The sequence below is a fragment of the Amycolatopsis ultiminotia genome (assembly GCF_039536925.1).
GTDB classification, from domain to species: domain Bacteria; phylum Actinomycetota; class Actinomycetes; order Mycobacteriales; family Pseudonocardiaceae; genus Amycolatopsis; species Amycolatopsis ultiminotia.
Map to the genome: position 1 here is coordinate 70,460 of NZ_BAAAZN010000006.1, position 17,023 is coordinate 87,482.

Annotated in this window: 15 protein-coding genes and 1 pseudogene; 6 read left to right on the forward strand and 10 right to left on the reverse strand. The window is 70.0% G+C overall.

The annotated features are described in order from the left end of the window. Nucleotides 1–28: 28 nt before the first annotated feature. Entirely contained in the window at nt 29–460 is a 432-nt protein-coding gene (locus ABD793_RS15505; RefSeq protein ID WP_344860331.1) for an AMP-binding enzyme, read from the reverse strand. On the opposite strand from ABD793_RS15505, the gene ABD793_RS15510 reads away from it, so the two are divergent. The 3 genes from ABD793_RS15510 to ABD793_RS15520 all read left to right on the forward strand — a co-directional run bounded on the left by ABD793_RS15510 (nt 398) and on the right by ABD793_RS15520 (nt 2,492). Continuing rightward, nucleotides 398–1,039: an amidohydrolase family protein gene (locus ABD793_RS15510; RefSeq protein WP_344860333.1), complete on the forward strand. Its 642-nt coding sequence runs from the start codon at nt 398–400 to the stop codon at nt 1,037–1,039. The two genes, ABD793_RS15505 and ABD793_RS15510, sit on opposite strands and share 63 nt — an antisense overlap. Next, the gene (locus tag ABD793_RS15515) at nt 1,036–1,437 is read left to right on the forward strand and encodes a metal-sulfur cluster assembly factor (RefSeq protein WP_344860336.1); all 402 of its coding nucleotides are present in this window, start codon (nt 1,036–1,038) and stop codon (nt 1,435–1,437) included. The genes ABD793_RS15510 and ABD793_RS15515 overlap by 4 nt, the downstream gene beginning before the upstream one ends. A 143-nt stretch (nt 1,438–1,580) precedes the next feature. After that, nucleotides 1,581–2,492 (forward strand): DUF2510 domain-containing protein, encoded by a 912-nt coding sequence (locus ABD793_RS15520; protein ID WP_344860339.1) that lies wholly within the window; start codon nt 1,581–1,583, stop codon nt 2,490–2,492. 93 nt (nt 2,493–2,585) lie between these two features. Here ABD793_RS15520 and ABD793_RS15525 read toward each other — a convergent pair whose 3' ends face one another. Further along, nucleotides 2,586–4,442 (reverse strand): linalool dehydratase/isomerase domain-containing protein, encoded by a 1,857-nt coding sequence (locus ABD793_RS15525; protein WP_344860342.1) that lies wholly within the window; start codon nt 4,440–4,442, stop codon nt 2,586–2,588. A gap of 26 nt (nt 4,443–4,468) precedes the next feature. Here ABD793_RS15525 and ABD793_RS42695 point away from each other — a divergent pair. Next, a pseudogene (locus tag ABD793_RS42695) lies at nt 4,469–4,957 on the forward strand (SDR family oxidoreductase); the annotation flags it as partial. A 221-nt stretch (nt 4,958–5,178) separates the two neighbouring features. Here ABD793_RS42695 and ABD793_RS15535 read toward each other — a convergent pair. Continuing rightward, entirely contained in the window at nt 5,179–5,961 is a 783-nt protein-coding gene (locus ABD793_RS15535; RefSeq protein WP_344860347.1) for an SDR family NAD(P)-dependent oxidoreductase, read from the reverse strand. An 86-nt stretch (nt 5,962–6,047) separates the two neighbouring features. Here ABD793_RS15535 and ABD793_RS15540 point away from each other — a divergent pair, with 86 nt between their 5' ends. Beyond that, complete coding sequence (locus tag ABD793_RS15540; RefSeq protein WP_344860349.1) at nt 6,048–6,893, forward strand: helix-turn-helix transcriptional regulator; 846 nt, start codon at nt 6,048–6,050, stop codon at nt 6,891–6,893. 21 nt (nt 6,894–6,914) lie between these two features. On the opposite strand, the gene ABD793_RS15545 is transcribed toward ABD793_RS15540, so the two are convergent. The 6 genes from ABD793_RS15545 to ABD793_RS15570 form a co-directional block, all read right to left on the reverse strand. Beyond that, nucleotides 6,915–7,877: a MarR family winged helix-turn-helix transcriptional regulator gene (locus tag ABD793_RS15545; RefSeq protein ID WP_344860352.1), complete on the reverse strand. Its 963-nt coding sequence runs from the start codon at nt 7,875–7,877 to the stop codon at nt 6,915–6,917. Between the two features lie 79 nt (nt 7,878–7,956). Then, a complete protein-coding gene (locus tag ABD793_RS15550) occupies nt 7,957–8,409 on the reverse strand; it encodes a nitroreductase/quinone reductase family protein (RefSeq protein ID WP_344860354.1) in 453 nt (150 codons plus the stop codon). 155 nt (nt 8,410–8,564) lie between these two features. Then, nucleotides 8,565–10,256, reverse strand: a complete 1,692-nt coding sequence (locus tag ABD793_RS15555; RefSeq protein ID WP_344860356.1) for a thiamine pyrophosphate-binding protein — start codon at nt 10,254–10,256, stop codon at nt 8,565–8,567. Between the two features lie 38 nt (nt 10,257–10,294). Continuing rightward, complete coding sequence (locus ABD793_RS15560) at nt 10,295–10,708, reverse strand: carboxymuconolactone decarboxylase family protein (RefSeq protein WP_344860358.1); 414 nt, start codon at nt 10,706–10,708, stop codon at nt 10,295–10,297. A gap of 248 nt (nt 10,709–10,956) precedes the next feature. Next, nucleotides 10,957–11,346: a hypothetical protein gene (locus tag ABD793_RS15565; protein ID WP_344860360.1), complete on the reverse strand. Its 390-nt coding sequence runs from the start codon at nt 11,344–11,346 to the stop codon at nt 10,957–10,959. 181 nt (nt 11,347–11,527) lie between these two features. Next, on the reverse strand, nt 11,528–12,745 hold the full coding sequence (locus ABD793_RS15570) for an MFS transporter (RefSeq protein WP_344860362.1): 1,218 nt from the start codon (nt 12,743–12,745) through the stop codon (nt 11,528–11,530). 145 nt (nt 12,746–12,890) lie between these two features. On the opposite strand from ABD793_RS15570, the gene ABD793_RS15575 reads away from it, so the two are divergent. Then, nucleotides 12,891–16,055 (forward strand): ATP-binding protein, encoded by a 3,165-nt coding sequence (locus tag ABD793_RS15575; RefSeq protein WP_344860364.1) that lies wholly within the window; start codon nt 12,891–12,893, stop codon nt 16,053–16,055. Between the two features lie 101 nt (nt 16,056–16,156). Here the strand turns inward: ABD793_RS15575 and ABD793_RS15580 are convergent, their stop codons facing one another. Then, nucleotides 16,157–16,939 carry a GNAT family N-acetyltransferase gene (locus ABD793_RS15580; protein ID WP_344860366.1) on the reverse strand — a complete coding sequence of 261 codons (783 nt, stop codon included), beginning with the start codon at nt 16,937–16,939 and terminating at the stop codon, nt 16,157–16,159. Nucleotides 16,940–17,023 lie beyond the last annotated feature (84 nt).

The following is a 17,023-nucleotide window of genomic DNA, read 5'->3' on the forward strand; positions in this document are numbered from 1 at the left end:
CCCGATTGCCATTTCGTTCCCCTTTCCGTCAGGTCGAACGACCGGCTCGGATCACTTTCTTGTCGATCTTGCCCGCAGTGGTCTTGGGAAGCGTATCGACGAAGTGAACGCGTTTGGGCGCCTGGACACTGCCGATGGCTGCCTTGACCGACGCGATCACAGTGTCCTCGCTCAGTTCGTATCCACGGTCGGCCACGACCACGGCAGTGACCATTTCACCCCACTTCCGGTCGGGAACCCCGACGACGGCGCATTCCCGCACTCCGGGCAATGCGGCGATGGTGGCCTCGACCTCGGCGGAGAAAACGTTGAAACCGCCGGTGATGATCAGGTCCTTCGTGCGGTCGACAACATAGAGGAAACCGTCCTCGTCGAAGTAGCCGATGTCGCCGGTGTGATGCCAACGGTGCTCTTGCACCTGTGCGGTGGCGTCGGGCTGGTCGAGGTACTCACCGATCACCAGACGCCCGCGGACAACGATCTCGCCGCGTTCGCCGGGGCCGAGCAGGCTGCCGGTGTCGTCCGGATCGACGATATCGACGGCGCGGCAGGCCGCTACCCGGAGATGAACTTCGAGATCGTCCACGCGGGCATGGCGTTCACCAGGGAAACCGCGCTGGCGCTCGCCCGTTTCCCGAACGTCTACGCCAATCTCGAGGTCACCAGTCTGCTGTTGCTGCATTCGCCGAAGCTGTTCGAGGAGGTCCTCGCCGAATTCATGCTCTGGGGCGGACCGGACAAGACCATTTTCTCCGACGGCACCATGTTCGTGCACACGCAGGCGTTCCTCGAACGGTTCGTGGACTTCCAGTTCTCCGAGGAAACGCTTGCCGGACTTGGCCTCGCGCCGCTGACCCGCGAGGACAAGGCCAAGATTCTCGGGCTGAACTACGCACGCGTCGTCGGGCTGGACGTCGAAGCCGCCAGGACCGCGATCGCCGGAGACCGGTTCGAGCGGGCCGGGGAGAAGGGCAGGCCCGAACCGTACGCCGCTTGGAAACGGGAATTCGAGAACGATCCGGTGGGGCTGCGGCGATGAGCGCGTCCGCCGCGGCCGAGCGGGCCCGCCTGGAGCGCGCCGTCGAGGCCGCCTTCGAACGCGTCGACGACCCGTGCAGCATCGCAGCGAAGGCACCGCTGACGGTCACCGAGCTCGGACTGGTCCGGGACTGGCAGCTCGATGACCACGGTTGCGTGCACATCAGCGTCAGCCCCACCGCGCCGTCGTGCATCCTGATCGGCTCCATTGTCGCCGGGATCGAAAAGCAGGTCGCCGCCGTGGACGGCGTTACCGAGGTCCACGTGGAGATCGACGCCGCCACCGTATGGTCGCCCGCACTGATGACCCCGGCCGCGCGCGGCAAGCTCGAGCGGCGCCGGGCCGGCTCGATCGCGAGCGTGCCCGTCCGGCCCCGGCAATGGGAATCCGGCGGCTGACCGGCCGGCGGCGGCACCTCGATGGGGTCACCCGGCCCGGTTCTCGCACGAGCACGGACCGAACCCGATCCCGCGCTTATACACTGGCCCGGCGCCTCAGCATCCGGCTGAAGCCGAGCACAGGACGAGAGAGCGTGGGGTCAATGCAGGAAAGCTCCGCCGGCTGGTATCCCGATCCCGCCGGTCGCTACCAGCACCGGTATTGGGACGGCGCGCAGTGGACCGGTCACGTCGCCGCCAATGGCCAGGTCGGCGAGGACGACGGGACGCAAGAGCCAAACCCGGCCGCGAACGCTTCGTCGCCGGCTCGGCAGGCCGGGGCGCAGCCGGGCACCGGCGCCGAATCCGGCCGTCCCGGGTTCCGGCAGCCTGCGGTCAATCGCGAGGAGATCGCGGCCATCCTTTCCGAGAGCTCGATCCAACCGCGGCACGGCGACGGGACCGTCTTCGGCGAGCCGGTCGTCATCATCGACCAGACCTCGATGGACAGCCGGTCCGGATATCGATACGAACTGTTTTCCACCACCGGCGTCCAGCTTGCGGAATGCACCGAGAAAATCGATTCCTACCACATCGACGAGGTGTCATGGAGCGAGGCGGTCAACAAGAACAACGCCGAGACCATGGAGTTTCGCGATCACGACGGCCGGGTCCTGGCCAGCGTGACGCACCGCAAGCTCTGGAAGAGCAAGATCACCGTGACCGGTGGCAACGGCAGTGAAATCGGCCGCATCACCCAGGCCAACGTGCTGGGCCGGGTGAGCTTCGAGCTCACCGGCCAAGGGACGAAGGCCGGGAAGCTCCGCTCGACGGGCACCCGGCTGAAGCAGTTCGACATCACCGACCACACCGGAAACGACGTCGGCCGGTTCGTCAAACTGGGCAATTACTCGCACTGGCATCCGTTGCACAGTTCCAAGGCCATCGGCCGGTACGTGCTCGAGTTGTCCGCTCGCCTGCCGCAGCCACTGGCCACGCTGGTCATCGTGGCGCCGGTGGCGATCGATCTCGCGTTCAATGTGGACCAGGCCGGATACCGGTCGGCAAGCCGATGAAGGCGCCCGCGAACTACGCAGAGGCGCGGGCGCTCTGGGCGGCCTGTCGCCCGGTGCTGCGTGGCCGTGGCCCGACCGGTCAGGCCACGGCAGTCAGCCGTTCCGGCGACGACGTTCGATTTCCTCGGTGAGGCCCGCGGCGAGTTCCTCCGCGGTGCCGGTCAGTCCGGTGTAGCGGGGGTGCCGATCGCGGAGGTATTCGGCGAGCACCTCGGGCGTATCGCGGTCCGGGTCGACCGTGATGTAGAGCGGCCGGATTTCGTCGGCGTCCCGTCCCAGCAGGTCCAGTGCCCGGCTGTTTCGGCTCAGCACCGCGGGACAGAGGGGGCCCCGGTAGCGCTCGGGAGTGACGCGCTCGCCGAGATGGTCGGTAAGTTCGAAATGGCCGCCGACGCGGGCGTGTGGGATTGGCATGCGAGAGATCTCCGTGTTCATGACCAGCGCAGGGCAAGTGTCGTCTCGGCGTCGAGTGCAGTACCGAGGTGGAGCGTGTCCCCGTCCGCGACGACACGCGCCGCCGAGGAGTGCTCCGGACCGTCGCTGCCGGCGACCGCAACTCCGTCGACGCTGAGCGTCCAGGGCCGAGACGGTGCATTGGCGACAGTCAGCGAAACGTCGGACGGTTTGCCGTCGCGGGGGCGCGCGGTGAGCAGCAACGTGTGGCTGTCGCGGTGGTAGTAGGCGCGGCGCAGGTCGAACACGCCCTCCTGCGAGACCACGTGCGGTTCGGCGAAATGCTCGGCGGTCCACGGCCGGTTGTAGAGAGCCCAGAGGCCGTCCGGGATGTTGAGCCGGGAGTAGCCCAGCATGATGTTGCCGGTCATGGTGTCCACGCCGGTCCGGTTGCCCTCGCCGTCCCACGCCCGGTCGTTGCGAGGGTAGTACAGTCCGCCCTTTTCCCAGGTGGGGTTCATGAAACGGTCGGCGTGGGCGAGCAGCCCCCGGCAGCCGTTCGTCACCGAGCTCGGACAAGGCGGCCGCGACGAAACCGAACGTCGGATCCGTCGACAGATCGGTGGTGTCCTGGGGCAGGTCCGCGGGCTCGCCTGCGTCCAGGGCGGCCCGGACCTTCGGGACGACCGACGGCGAGTAGTGCGAGACAGTGCCGTCCGGGCCGGTTTTCAACGTACCCCGCAGCTGCCGGGGGAAGGCTTCCCGGTTCCAGGTGTTCATCACCGACGCCACCCAAGCGTCGCTCGCGATGCCGACCGGCGGGGCCAGCCGGTTCTGCTTCACCATCAGGAACGGCTGGAAGGAGCCGTTGTCGGCATACATCCCCCGCCGCTGCCAGGCCGCCGCGTAGGCACCGGTCGCCTCCTCGGCGCGGGCCGTACCGGTGCGGAGGTCCTCGAACCGGAACCCCACCATCGGGAACTGGTTGCAGACGATGAAGATGCAGTTGGGTTCACAGGCCACGCCCAGCCACCCGTTCTCCACCATCTGCCAGTAAATGACCTCGCCGAGGCTCGACCGCTGATAGACATGGCTTTCCGGCGCCAGCCCCTGGAAAACCGGATCCATGTACAGGTGGCCGCTGTACATGATGTTTTCCTTGACCACCGGATCGGTCCACGGTTTGCGCAGCTCCTCGATCTCCGGGTCCAGCACGCGGGCGCCACCGCTGGTTTCCTTCCAATAACCCCAGACGTCGCGGCGCAGCATCTTCTCGACCGTTTTCTCGAAGGTCGGCTTGACCGCCGAGGGCGCAGCGGGCAACCAGTGATAATGCGCAAGACCCAGGGTGTAGGCCATATATGCGAGCTGGTAGCGATAGGCGTCGAACAGCTCCTGCCCGGGATCGACGCCGCCCATCTTCGACCAGTCCCCCGGTAACTGGTTCACAAGATTCTCCACATGACGCAGGTGGCCGATCTGGAGATCGTCGAGGGCCGGGACCCGGTCCAGGTCGATGCCCAGCCCCGGATCACGCGCAGCAAGCTCGGACGTCATCGCGTTCTTCTTCCCTCAGTGATCGAATGCGGCTCGGGGCAGCGAACGTTCGGCGCCGGCTCTTCCTGGGCGCGCTCGACCGTTTCGGCAAGATCGACGTCGCGGTGGCGAACGCCGGTGTCGAGATCATCGACGCGCCGATACCGGCGGCGACCGAGGAACAGTTCGACCGGCTGTTCGGCATCAACACCAAGGGCACGTTCTTCACCTTGCTGGAAGCCGCCGAGCACGTCGCCGACAACGGCCGGATCATCCACGTCGGCTCGAGCTCGACCTGCGGGCCGTACCCGGGCGTCGGCCTGTACGGTTCGAGCAAGATGGCGTGCCGGTATGCGGTGCAGGTGCTCGCACTCGAGGTCGGTGCGCACGGCATCACGGTCAACACCATTCTGCCGACGGTGATCGAGGGCGCAGGCGTGTTCACCGATATCGCCGACGACGATCCGCTCAAGGTGAGCAACCAGGCCCGCCCGCTCGGCGGCCGGATGGACAAGCCCGAGGACGTGGCCGACGCCGCGGAGTACTTCGCGAACGATCTGTCGTCCTGGGTGAGCGGCCAGCACCTGCTGATCAGCGGTGACGATCCGCCGCCGGGGCGGTCGGAGTACCGGCATGGCGCTCCGACCGCCCCGTCCCGGCAGTACCGGCGGGAGACGGCTACCGCCGCCACTGCCTTTTTCGAAGAAGTCCGGCCGGACTGCGAAAAACCCGGCGTAGGCAGGTCCGCGGTGGCCGGTCAGGCACCGGCACCGCCGTCGACCGGGACGATTGCACCGGTGACCATCGAGGCTCGGTCGCTGAGCAGCCATGCGGCGGCCTCCGCGACTTCGCGGGGCTCGGCCATCCGGCCCATCGGGGTGGCGGCGTTGTTCGCCTCGATCACGCCCGGGGTGAGCTTGTCCCACTCCAGCATCATCTCCGTGGCGGTCCCGCCCGGGGTGATGCCGTTCACCCGGATCCCGTCCGGCGCCCAGCTGACCGCGGCCGACTCGGTGATGCTGTTCAACGCCCGCTTCATGGCACCGTAGGCGGGAAGGAACGGATTGGCTCGCCGGCTGCCGATGCTGGAGGTGTTCACGATCGCCCCGCCACCACCGGCAAGCATCAGCGCCGCCTCGGCGTTCATCGCAGTCCACTGCGCGCGGAAGTTCACCGCGAACTGGTCCTCGAGGTCGGTGGCACTGGTGGCGTCGAGCGGGCCGGGCTGTTGCCCGGTGGCGCCGTTGTTGAAGGCGCCGTCGAGCCGCCCGTGCAGTTCGCCTGCTTTCGCCACCGCCGCCCGGATACCGGCCGAGTCGGCGAGGTCCACGGTGACCGCGTCGGCGGTACCGCCATCGGCACGGATGTCGGCAACTATGCGGTCGAGGGCGTCCGTGGTACGGGCAGCAAGTACGACGGCGGCTCCTTCGTCGGTGAAGAGCCGGGCAGCGGCCGCGCCGATCCCGCGGCTTGCGCCGGTGATGAAGATGACCTTGCCGGCCAGTAGCCCGACCGGGGTGCTGGTGTTCTGGTTCGTCATGACACCAGCCTCCGGCCGGCCGCCGCCCGGATTCAGGCACAGTCAGTACCAGGATCCCTCGCGGTGGCACGCGCATACTGGCGACCATGGACAAGCAGGATCTGGGTACCTTCCTCCGCAGCCGGCGCGAACGGCTGCACCCCGAGGACGTCGGCCTGCCCTCCGGCTCCCGGCGACGCACCCCAGGACTGCGCCGTGAAGAGGTCGCCGTCCTCGCGCACATCTCCACCGAGTACTACGTGCGCCTCGAACAGGGCCGCGCACCCCGCCCGTCCGCGGACGTGCTGGCCGGGATCGCCGGGGCGCTCCGGCTCACCAACGCCGAATCCGACCATCTGCACCTCCTCGCCGGCACCGCACCGAACCGCCGCGGCGTGCACTCGCGAGACGTCCGCCCGAGCATCCTCGCGCTGTTGGACCGGATCCCGGACACCGCCGGGTTGGTGATGTCCGCGGCGTTCGAGGTGCTCGCCTGGAACGACCTCGCCGCAGCACTCATGGAGAACTTCGCCGACCGCACCCCGGATGACCGCAATCTCGCCCGCCGTGCGTTCCAGCCCGCTGCCACCGGCAAGCCCCTGTACGGGGTCTCCGACGCCGCCGAGTTCCGGCAACAAGCCGTCATCGAACTGCGCTCCGCGCTCGCCCGTTACCCCGACGACCCCGCCATCACCGGACTCGTCGACGACCTGTGCACCACCAGCGGCGAATTCGCCCGGCTCTGGGAACGCCACGACGTACAACCGGCACCCATGCTCACCAAGACCTTCCAGCACGCGATCGTCGGCGACATCACCCTCGACTGCGACACCCTCCACCTCGCCGAACACGACCAGTACCTCGTGCTCTACACCGCACCACCCGGCAGCACCGCCGCGGAGAACCTCGCCTTCCTCGGCGCACTCGGCACCGACGCGACCACCACCCGCTGAACGCCGCCCGTCGGGGCGAACCTACGCGCGTGCGGGAAAAGCCGCGGAAACCCGGTCCGGCCCGGCGGTCGGTTCGCCCCCGAACGCCACCCGGGCCAGGTCGCCGACGAACGCCGCGCGGTCGTCCGGCGGCAGGACGTCGAGCAGCCGTTGCTGCACCGCCGCCACCCGGGGATGGATCTCCGCCAGCCACTGCACGGCATTGCCGGTGAGCCGCAGGATCCGCCCGCGCCCGTCCCCGGGGTCGCGCTCCCGGTCGAGCCTGCCCTTGCCGGCCAGCCTGCGCACGACGTCCGCGGTGGTGGACTTGTCCAACGCGGCCAGCTCCCCGAGCCGCCGCTGGTTGATCCCCGGATGCGCGGCGACCACGTGCAGCACCGCGTACTGCGGGCCGGTGAGCCGGTCTGCCAGCTCCTCGGCCCAGAACGCGGTGTGCACCTGCTGCGCGCACCGGATCAGGTGACCCGGAGCAGTCAACGCGAGCACCGGGATCCGGTCCTCCCGGTGGGTGAAGGGCCGGCATTCGGCCAGCCGTGCGACGGCGGCGAGTTCGGCCGCGAACGCCTCCCGCCGTGCCGCGGGCACCGGGGCGAGCAGTGCGTCCTGGACCGCACTGACCTGCGGGGTGATCGTCGGCAGCGCGAGCGCGGCAGCCGAGGTGAGCGAGAGCAGGTAACGGCGGCTGTCCGCGGGGTCCCGTGCCCGCGCGATCCACGCCTTGCGCATCAACCGGGCCACCACGTCCGCCGTGGAGGACTTGTCCAACGACGTCAGCTCCGCCACCACCTGCTGTTCGGCGTCCGGAACCTTCCCGAGCACGGCCAGTACCGCGTATTGCGGCCCGGTCAGCTCCCCGGAGACCAGTTCTCCCCACAGCCTGCCGTGCACCCGCTGGCTGCGGCGGATCAGATCGCCGGGGACCGACGCCAGGGGCGCCGGGCCGGCCGCACAGCCCGGGGACCGGCCGGTGGTGTGCGCCCTCACCGAAGTGCTCCCTCCCACGGACGACCACGACCATCGTAACCGGGCACCGCCCCGCAACCCGTGGTCACGAAGCGGCAGGTCACCGGGTCCGTTCCAGCCGTACCAGCGGGATCACCCGGCCCGCCTGCTCCCGGTAGCCGTCGACGGCCGGGATCTCGGCGATGACGCGCTGCCACACCGCTTCCCTTGCCGCGCCCGCGATCTCCTGCGCCACGACCTCGAAGGTCTCCGCCCCCACCTCGACGGTGACCCGGGGATGGGCCATCAGATTGTGGTACCAGGCCGGATTCGCGGCAGCACCCTGGTTGGACGCGACGACCACCATGCTCCCGTCCGCCTGCGGGAAGTAGGTCATGGGCGTGACCCGCTCGCGCCCCGTTTTCGCCCCGAGGTGGTGCACGAGGACGACCCGCGCCCCCGCGAAGGGACCGCCGACGCGACCCTCGTTGGCCCGGAAATCGGCGATGACCTGTTCGTTCAGGTTCACCACCTTCGCCAGGTCGCCGTGCTTCTCGACATCACGCAACTCCATGACCGTCCTCCTGATCGTAGGTATACGGAATACCCTGGTACAGCGGATATTTGTCCTGGGATATTCCCGTACCGTGGAGGATCCTTGCTCGCCCGAGTGAACTACCGTAGTTATACAGAGCAACTTGCCCGTACAGGGCGGGACACGTCCGCCGTTCAGGCCGGGCCGGCGATCTTGTCGCGGAGCACCTCGGCTCGCTTCCGGACCACGGCGGCGGTCTCGTCCGGGTCCACCCGCACGTCGATGACCGTGGGCAGCTGTGCTGCCGTGGCCTCTTCGACCGCCGCGCGCAGGTCGTCGACGGACTTCACGGTCCGGGCCACCGCCCCGAGACCGGCGGCCACGCTGCCGACGTCGATGCTCTGGCCGAACAGGTTCCACGGCTTGGATTCGCCGAAGACGATGACCTCGCCCGCGTGGACCATGCCGTGGCCGCCGTTGTTGAGCACCACCCAGATCACCGGGATGTCGTTGTCCACCGCGGTGTGGATCTCCGCGCCGGTCATCGCAAACGCGCCGTCTCCCAGCAATGCCACGACCGGGCGGTCCGGGCGGGCGAGCTTCGCGCCGATCGAAGCAGGCCCCGCGTATCCCATCGACCCCAGCCCCAGTCCGACGAAGTACGTGCCGGTCTCCCGTACCCGGTGGCATTCGCTCGCCAGGCCCATGCAGTTGCCGATGTCGACGAACAGCAGAGTGTCCGGCGACAGTGCTTCGCACACTGTCTCGACCGCGGCGCGGGGTGACAGCAGGCCCTCCATGCGGTCGGCATCGCCGCGCACCGCAACGGGCAATGGCTCGTAATCCCGAGGCGGCGCCACGTCGCCACCGATCGACGCCAGGCTCTCGAGCGCCGCGCGGGCATCCGCGGTCACCGCGATGTCGGTCCGGTAGGCGCGGCCGAGGACGGTCGCGTCGATGTCGATCTGCACCACGGTGCGGCCGGCTCCGAGCGCCGGGGCGTAGCCGCCCGTCTGGAACTCACCCAGGCTGCTGCCCACCACGACGAGCACGTCGACGTTCGCACCGAGCAGATACGACTCGGCGGGGGCGTCGCCGCCGAAGCCGAAGACACCCAGCGAAAGCGGGTGGTCTTCGGGGAAAACACCCTTGCCTTTGGGGGTGGTGGCCACCGGAACCCGGAACTGCTCCGCCACCGCACGCAAGGCAGCACAGGCGTCCGCGACGTATACGCCGTGGCCGGCGAGAATCGCCGGGCGCCGGGCCGTGGCGAGGATGCGTGCGACGGTGCTCATCGCGGCCTGGTCCACCGTCGGCGGCACAGCCGCACCGTCCACACGCGACACCACCGGACAGGACGCGATCGCGACGTTGTTCGGCACGCTCAGGTGCACCGGGCCGGGCCGTCCGGCAAGCGCTTCCCGCACCAGATCCCGCGTCGTCGGACCAGCCTCATCGGGAGTCATGACCAGCTCGGAGCGCTTCGTGAGGTGCCGGTACAGGCCCACGACGTCCAGCGGTCCGCCGGGACTGCTGTCCTGGAACGCGCCGCGGCCGAACTGGCCGACCGCGACCTGGCCGGTGAGCACCAGGACCGGTGCGCAGTCGTGCCATGCGGCCGCGACCCCCGTCACGGCATTGGTGGCGCCCGGTCCCGAGGTCACCGCACACACCCCGAGCCGGTGGCCTGCCTGGGCGTAGCCCATCGCCATGAACGCCGCGCCGGTCTCGTGTTTGGCGAGGACCACGCGCAGGCCTGCCGATTCCGCCGCGAACAGCAGCGGTGTCACCGCCCCGCCCGGAATCGTGAAAACGTGCTCGGCGCGCACTTCTCCGAGCGCCCGGACGATCGCGTCGGCTGCCGTCTCGGTCGGTGTTACTGCCATTGGCGACATGGTCTTCTCTCTGCGGCTGTCGTAGCGCTTCACTGGTCGCCGGAGCCGATGATCCCCTTGTCGATGAAGACCTCCCGTGCGACGCGGGTGGCGGCCACGGCTCTCGGGAACCCGACATACGCGGCCGTGTGCAGGATCGCCTCGACGATTTCGTCCGGCGAGAGCCCGGTGTTGAGCGCCAGGCCCAAGTGCACGCGCAGTTCCTCGGTTTCCCCGAGGCTGATCAGACAGGACAGGGTCACCAGATGGCGGCGCTGCGGGTCGAGGCCGGGGCGGGAGTAGAGCTCGCCGAAGACGAACTCCACGACCAAGCGCGCGAGGTCGGGCGTGACCTCGTCCGCTTGCGCCATGGCACGCGACAGCGCGGGATCCCCGCCGGTCAGCCGGCGCATCGCCGCCTCGCCGCGAATGAAGCGCTCCGATCCCGCGGACGAGTCCGCCATCCCGCCACCTCTCCGCCGCCCCGGTAAGCAAGGCGAGACGATACCGGCCACCGACCGCCACTGGTATCCGCGTGGTAACAACAGGTAACCTTGGTGCCCGTTGATCCTTTTCGCCGCGAACGGCTCGTGACGACCTGGTCCGCCGCGGCCGTTGCGACGGCGTTCTTGCCAGTATTCCGACGAAGAAGGCCGCGCGGGATCGGACTGCGGACCGACCAGACCGCTGTCCGTCGGTGCTGCCGTGGGGGTCAGCCGCGATTGGCCAGGGTGTCCAGCCAGCCGCCCAGCAGGCTGCGCACCGCGGCCGGGCGGTCGAGGTGCGCGCCGAAGACCGATTCCGGTGTCCTGCTCACCGGATCGGCCTTGCGCAGTTCCGCGGCGTCCTCCCGGTGGTGGGCCCGGATGCCGGGCAGCACGTGGTCGCGAAAGGCCGTCCAGCCGGGTTCGTCCTGGTGCACCGCGATCGCGGTGAAGACGTTTCGGCCGGCCGGATCGAGGGACGCCAGCAGCTCGTCGTCACGGACGAGCACTTCCCGCTCCGGCACGGTGCGCCGACCGCTCGGTTTGACCTGCGGCGCCAGCAATGCCGCGCTCAGCACCTGCGGACCGCGCTCGGCCGCCAGGTGCCGGGCGAGCATGCCGCCGGCGCCATCCGCGCCGTACGGCGAAAACCGGCTCCAGCCGCAGCAGCCGGTGGTCGACGGTGTGGCCGGGCAAGAGCAGGACCGGGGTCCGGGAGCCGTGCTCGATGTGGTGGAGGGAATGGTCAGCCATGGTCTCCGGTCCGACGGTGGGGACGGTCCTTTCGGTGGCCGGGTGCTAATTGCTCGCGCGCCGGGCCGGAAAGCCGTGCCGCTGGGCGAACCCGATGACCGCCAGGACCGGCAGCATGAGGACCAGCACGCTCCACGGGAACGAACCGCTGCCGGTCAGATCGAGCAGAACCCCGCCGACGACACCGCCGGCCGCCATGGCCACGTTCCACAGCGTCACGAGCATCGCCTGCGCCGCGTCGGCGGACTCGCCACCCGCGTCGCCGGCCGCGGTCTGCAGCAGCGTGGGCACCCCACCCCAGCCGAGGCCCCAAAGCGCAGCGGCGACGTAGACCAGCGGCGCGTCGTGGGCGACGGTGGCCAGCAGTACCGCGGCCACGGCAACCAGCAGTGCGCTGACGACGGTGAGCACGCGCAGCCGCCGGTGGATCTGCGCACCGACGACCCCGATGCTCGCGATCGAGGCGATACCGAAGGTGAGCAGCACCAGATCGGTGTCCCTGCCCATGCCCAGCCCGGTGAGGAAAGTGGCGATGTAGGCGTAGAGGATGGTGTGCGCCAGCACGAAAACCAGGGTGACGAACAGTACCGGGAACACGCCCGGGATACGCAGGGTGGGCAGCAGCTTCGGCCGCTCACCACTCGCCTGTCCCGGATAATCCGGTACGGCGGCGGCGAGCCACCCCAGCAGCACCGCGGTCAGCGCCGTCATCGCAAAGAACGCTGTGCGCCAGCCGGTGGCCTGGCCGAGGAACGTGCCGGCAGGCACGCCGAGGCACAGTGCGACGGGAATGCCTGCCATGGCGATCGCGATTGCCTTGCCCTGCAAGTGGGTTGCGACCATCCGTCGCGCGTACCCGGCCAGCAGCGCCCAAGCCAGACCGGCGGCGACACCTGCGACGAAACGCGCGACCATCGTCAGCGCGTACGCCGACGACACCGCCGTGACGGTGTTGGCCACCGCGAAACCGGCCATGGCGGTCAGCAACAACGGCTTCCGCCGCCGGCCCGCGGTGGCTGCGGACAGCGGAATCGCAGTCAGTACGGTGCCGAGCGCGTAACTGGTGACGGTCTGCCCGGTGGCGGACTCGCTTACCCCGAGCGAGCCGCTTATCGCCGGGAGCAGGCCGGCCGGCAGCGTTTCGGTCAGGCTGGTGATGAACACGGCGGTGGCGAGTGCCAGCAGCGCGGACAGCGGAAACCGTTGTTCGCCCGTGCTCTCCTGCACCGCTGTTGCCACGGCGGGTTCCGGTGTGGTGCTCATGTTCTGGTTCTCCTGGGTCCGTGGGTGGCGGGACCACGAGTGGTGGCCGCTTCTTCTCCCCTGGTGGGACAACTGTGCGGACCGGGCTTCGGAATTGCTTACGATCGGCTGAGGACGACTCGACGACGGCACACAGGAGCGATGCATGCGGTTCGGGGTGCTCGGCCCGCTGGCGGTGTGGGACAAGCAGGGAGCACCGGTCACCGTGCCCGAACTCAAGGTGCGGGCACTGCTCGCGGCGTTGCTGGCGAACGACGGCGGGCCGGTCACTGCGGACCGGCTCATCCACGACCTCTGGGGCGACGCGCTGCCGGGCAAACCGGCGGGTGCACTGCAGGCGAAGGTGTCCCAGCTGCGCCGGATCGTCGGCAGGGACCGGCTGGAGCGCCGGCCCGCGGGATACCGGCTGCGGATCGAGCACCCCGAAGACCTCGACACCGGGCAGTTCCGCAGCCTCGTCACCCGGGCCCGCGAGACACCGGATCCGCGGGCACGGGCGGCGCTGCTCACCGAAGCACTGGACTTGTGGCGGGGAGCGGCATACGCGGATTTCGCGGACGAGGAGTTCACGCAGCCTGCCGCACACCGGCTCACCGAGCAACGGCTCGCTGCCGTAGAGGAACGGGCGAAGGCCCGGCTCGAGGCCGGAGACCACCCGCTCGCCGCCGAGGAGCTGGCCGCCGTCGTGGGAGAGCATCCGCTGCGGGAGAGCTTGCGGGCAGTGCAGATGCGCGCTCTGTACCTGAGCGGCAGGCAGGGCGACGCGCTCACCTCGTACGCGGATCTCCGCGCTCGGCTCGCCGAGGAGCTGGGCGCCGATCCGAGCCGGGACCTGCGCACCCTGCACGAATCGATGCTCCGCCAGGACCCACGGCTCGCCGCCGGACAAGTACCGCACGGCAATCTGCCCCACGCACTCACGGCGCTGATCGGCCGGGAGCACGCACTCACCCAGCTGACCGGATTGCTGGGCACGACGAAGCTGGTCACCCTCACCGGTCCCGGCGGTGTCGGCAAATCGCGGCTGGCCGTGGCGGCCGCTGCCGAAACCACGCCGGCGCAGTTCCCGGACGGCGTCCGGCTCGTCGAGCTCGCCGGGGTGCGGGACGGCACGGCGGACGACCTCGCCGAAGTCGCCGCCGCCGCGTTCGGCATCCGGGACGATTCCGCCGCGATACCGCCGTGCGCCGGCGCCGCACCGGCGCAGCGCCTGGCGGCCGCCCTGCGCGACCGGCGTGCGCTGCTCGTGCTGGACAACTGCGAGCACGTCGTCGATGCCGCGGCGGAGCTCACCGAGCTTCTCCTGCGCACCGGGCACGGCCTGGGCATCCTGGCCACCAGCCAGGAACCTCTCGGGCTGCCGGGCGAGGGCGTATTCGCGGTGGAACCGTTGGCGACCGCCGAAGCGGTGAAGTTGTTCATCGACCGTGCCGCCGCGTCGGCGCCCGGCTTCCCGCGGCATCCGGACCCCGCCGAACTCGCGGCCGTCACGGAGATCTGCGACCGGCTCGACGGCATCCCGCTCGCGCTGGAGCTCGCGGCCACCCGGGTGCGCGGCATCGGGGTCCGCGAGCTCGCGGCCCGTCTCGATGCCCGGTTTTCCCTGCTGACCAAGGGCAGGCGCGGTGCGCCCGGCAGGCAGCAGACCCTGCGGGCGGTGATCGACTGGAGCTGGGGGCTGCTGAGCGCACCGGAGCGCACCGTGCTGTGCCGGCTCGCCGTCCACCGTGACGGCTGCGACCTGGCCGCCGCCGAAGCGGTGTGCGCGGGGGACGGTGTCGCCCCGGAGCAGGTGCCCGACCTGGTGACCCGGCTCGTGGACCGTTCCCTCGTCGTCGTCGCGGACGGACCGGCCGGAATTCGCTACCGGCTGCTGGAATCGGTCGCGGCCTACGCCGCGGAACGGTTGCACGAGATGACGGATGCCGACGCCGTGCGCGAGCGCCAGCTGCAGCATTACCTCGCGGTCGCCGAAGACGCCGAACCCGGTCTGCGCGGCGCCGGGCAACGGATTTGGCTCGCCCGCCTGGATGCCGAGGCCGGGAACCTGCGCGTCGCACTCGACGAGGCGCTTCGCCCCACCCGAGCGGGGACGGCCGACGAGGCCGTCCGGCTGGCCACCGCACTCTCCTGGTGGTGGCTGCTTCGGGGCCGCCTCACCGAGGGCGCTCGTGTCCTGTCCACCGTTCTCGGTACCGTTTCTCCGGAAGCGGCTCCGGAACTCGCTGTCCTGCATCACGCGTTCGCCCTGTTGACCGGAGATCGGGCCGCGACACCGGCGGACGCGGACGCCATCGGTGATCCGGTGCGGCGCGGCCGGGCACTGTGGCTGCGCGCCTACAGTTTGTTCAGCGTCGGCCACGCCGTCGCCAGCGAAGAGACGAACGCCCTCGCCCTCGACCTGTTCACCGCCGAGGACGATCAGTGGGGCGTCGCGGCGGCGCTCGGGCTGCGGGCGATGCTCGCACTGGCCCGCGGGGATCTCGCCGGACTCGGCCGGGACGGCCTGCGCAGCGCGGAGATCTTTCGCGGCCTCGGCGACCGCTGGGGCGAGATGCAGACGATCCCGCCGCTCGCCGCGCTCGCCGAAATCAAGGGCGAGTACCGGGAAGCGGCGGTGCGCCAGCACGACGGACTCGCCATCGCCCGCGAGCTCGGCCTGCAGGCGGAAGTGGCCGCCCGCCTTTCCGGGCTCGGCAGGCTCGCGCTGCTCGAACGCGACTGGGAACGAGCCCGTGACCTGCATCGCCAGGCGCACCGCATCGCCACCGAACACGGCTACGCCTACGGCCGGATCCACGCGGAAATGGGCCTTGCGCTGGGCGCACGCCGCGCAGGTGACCTCGACACCGCCGAAAGCCACCTGCGCCACATCCGTGCCGGCTACGCGGGTCTGTCCTCCCTGGCAGGCGACCACCTGCTCTTCGCGGAACTCGGTTTCGTCGCCGAACTCCGTGGGGATGCGGAACAGGCAGCGACATACCACCTGCGCGGCCTGGACATCGCCCGATCGCTCGACGAACCACGCGCTCTGGCGCTCTCTCTCGAAGGCCTGGCCGGAGCGGCGACCCAGCACGGACAAGCGGCACTGCTGCTGGGCGCCGCCGATTCGGCACGGCGCGGGGTGCACGCGCCCCTTCCCCCCGCCGAGCGCGGCGACGTGGACCGCATCACCGAGTCCGCACGATCTGCTCTCGGTGAGCCCGCCTTTGCCCAGGCCTTCGAACAAGGCGCACGACTGTCTGTCGAGGAAGCCATGTCGGCGTTCCGTACGGCGCCGGAAGACCGCTGCTCGGCGCTGCCCGGCTGATCCGGCAAGACGTAGACCAGTCCTCGTCCGCGAAGTTGCGGCAGGCGAGCGCGTGACGACGTTCGGCAACTCGAACCGGGTGCCGGACTACGGTTCGCCCCTTACCGGCCATCGCGCATCAGCTCCACGGTGCTGGTGCCCCGTCGGGCACCGAACCCCTCGAACAACGCCGTCGCCGCTTCGTTGGCCTCGTTCACCTCGGCCGACGCCGTCTCGATCCCCGTCCGGTGCAGTACGCCGAGCCGGTGGGCCAGCAGCGCGCGGGCGATCCCGCGACGCTGCCGGGCGGCGCGGACGGCGACCAGCCCGATCCGGGGCAGGCGCGATACCTGGACCATCCTGACCAGACCCGCGTACTCGCCGTCCGCGATCGCCACCGCGTACTCCGCCGGGTCCCCGATGGTGTCGCCGTCCGGCCGGGGCAGTACCTCGGCCGGCATCTCCGCCCAGCCGACGGCGGCTTCGACCTCGGTGCGGACGACGCGGTCCAGCTCCCGCAGCGGGCCGTCTTCGGCAGGCACGATCGTGACGCCCGCCGGTGGGAGAACCGGCGCGGTGCCGCGTGGATCGGTGGGCACGAGGTACTCCCACTCGCGCCGCCGGATCGTCAGACCGGCCTGTCGCCAGCCTGCCAGCAGTTCGTGGTCGGCTTCCTCGACCACGGTGTGGAGCGCTCCGGTCAGCGCAGCCAGCATCGCGTGCGCGAGCCGGTCGAAGACGGAGCGGTGCCAGGCGTCGACGCTGAGGAAAACCCGTCCGTCGGGCCGGGTGGTGGCCTCGCCGCGCCCGGCCACCCGGTCGTCGTCCAGCGCGTGCCACAGTCCCGGGCCGACGCGGATGATCTCCACCGCGGGTTCGCCCGCAGTGAAACGCAGAGTGTTCATGGTGGTCACCTTTCGGGAGTGCCTGATCGAGGCGCTCCCGGCGACCCCTACGTCAGCCGCCCGACCGTGACGACGAGGAGAGCA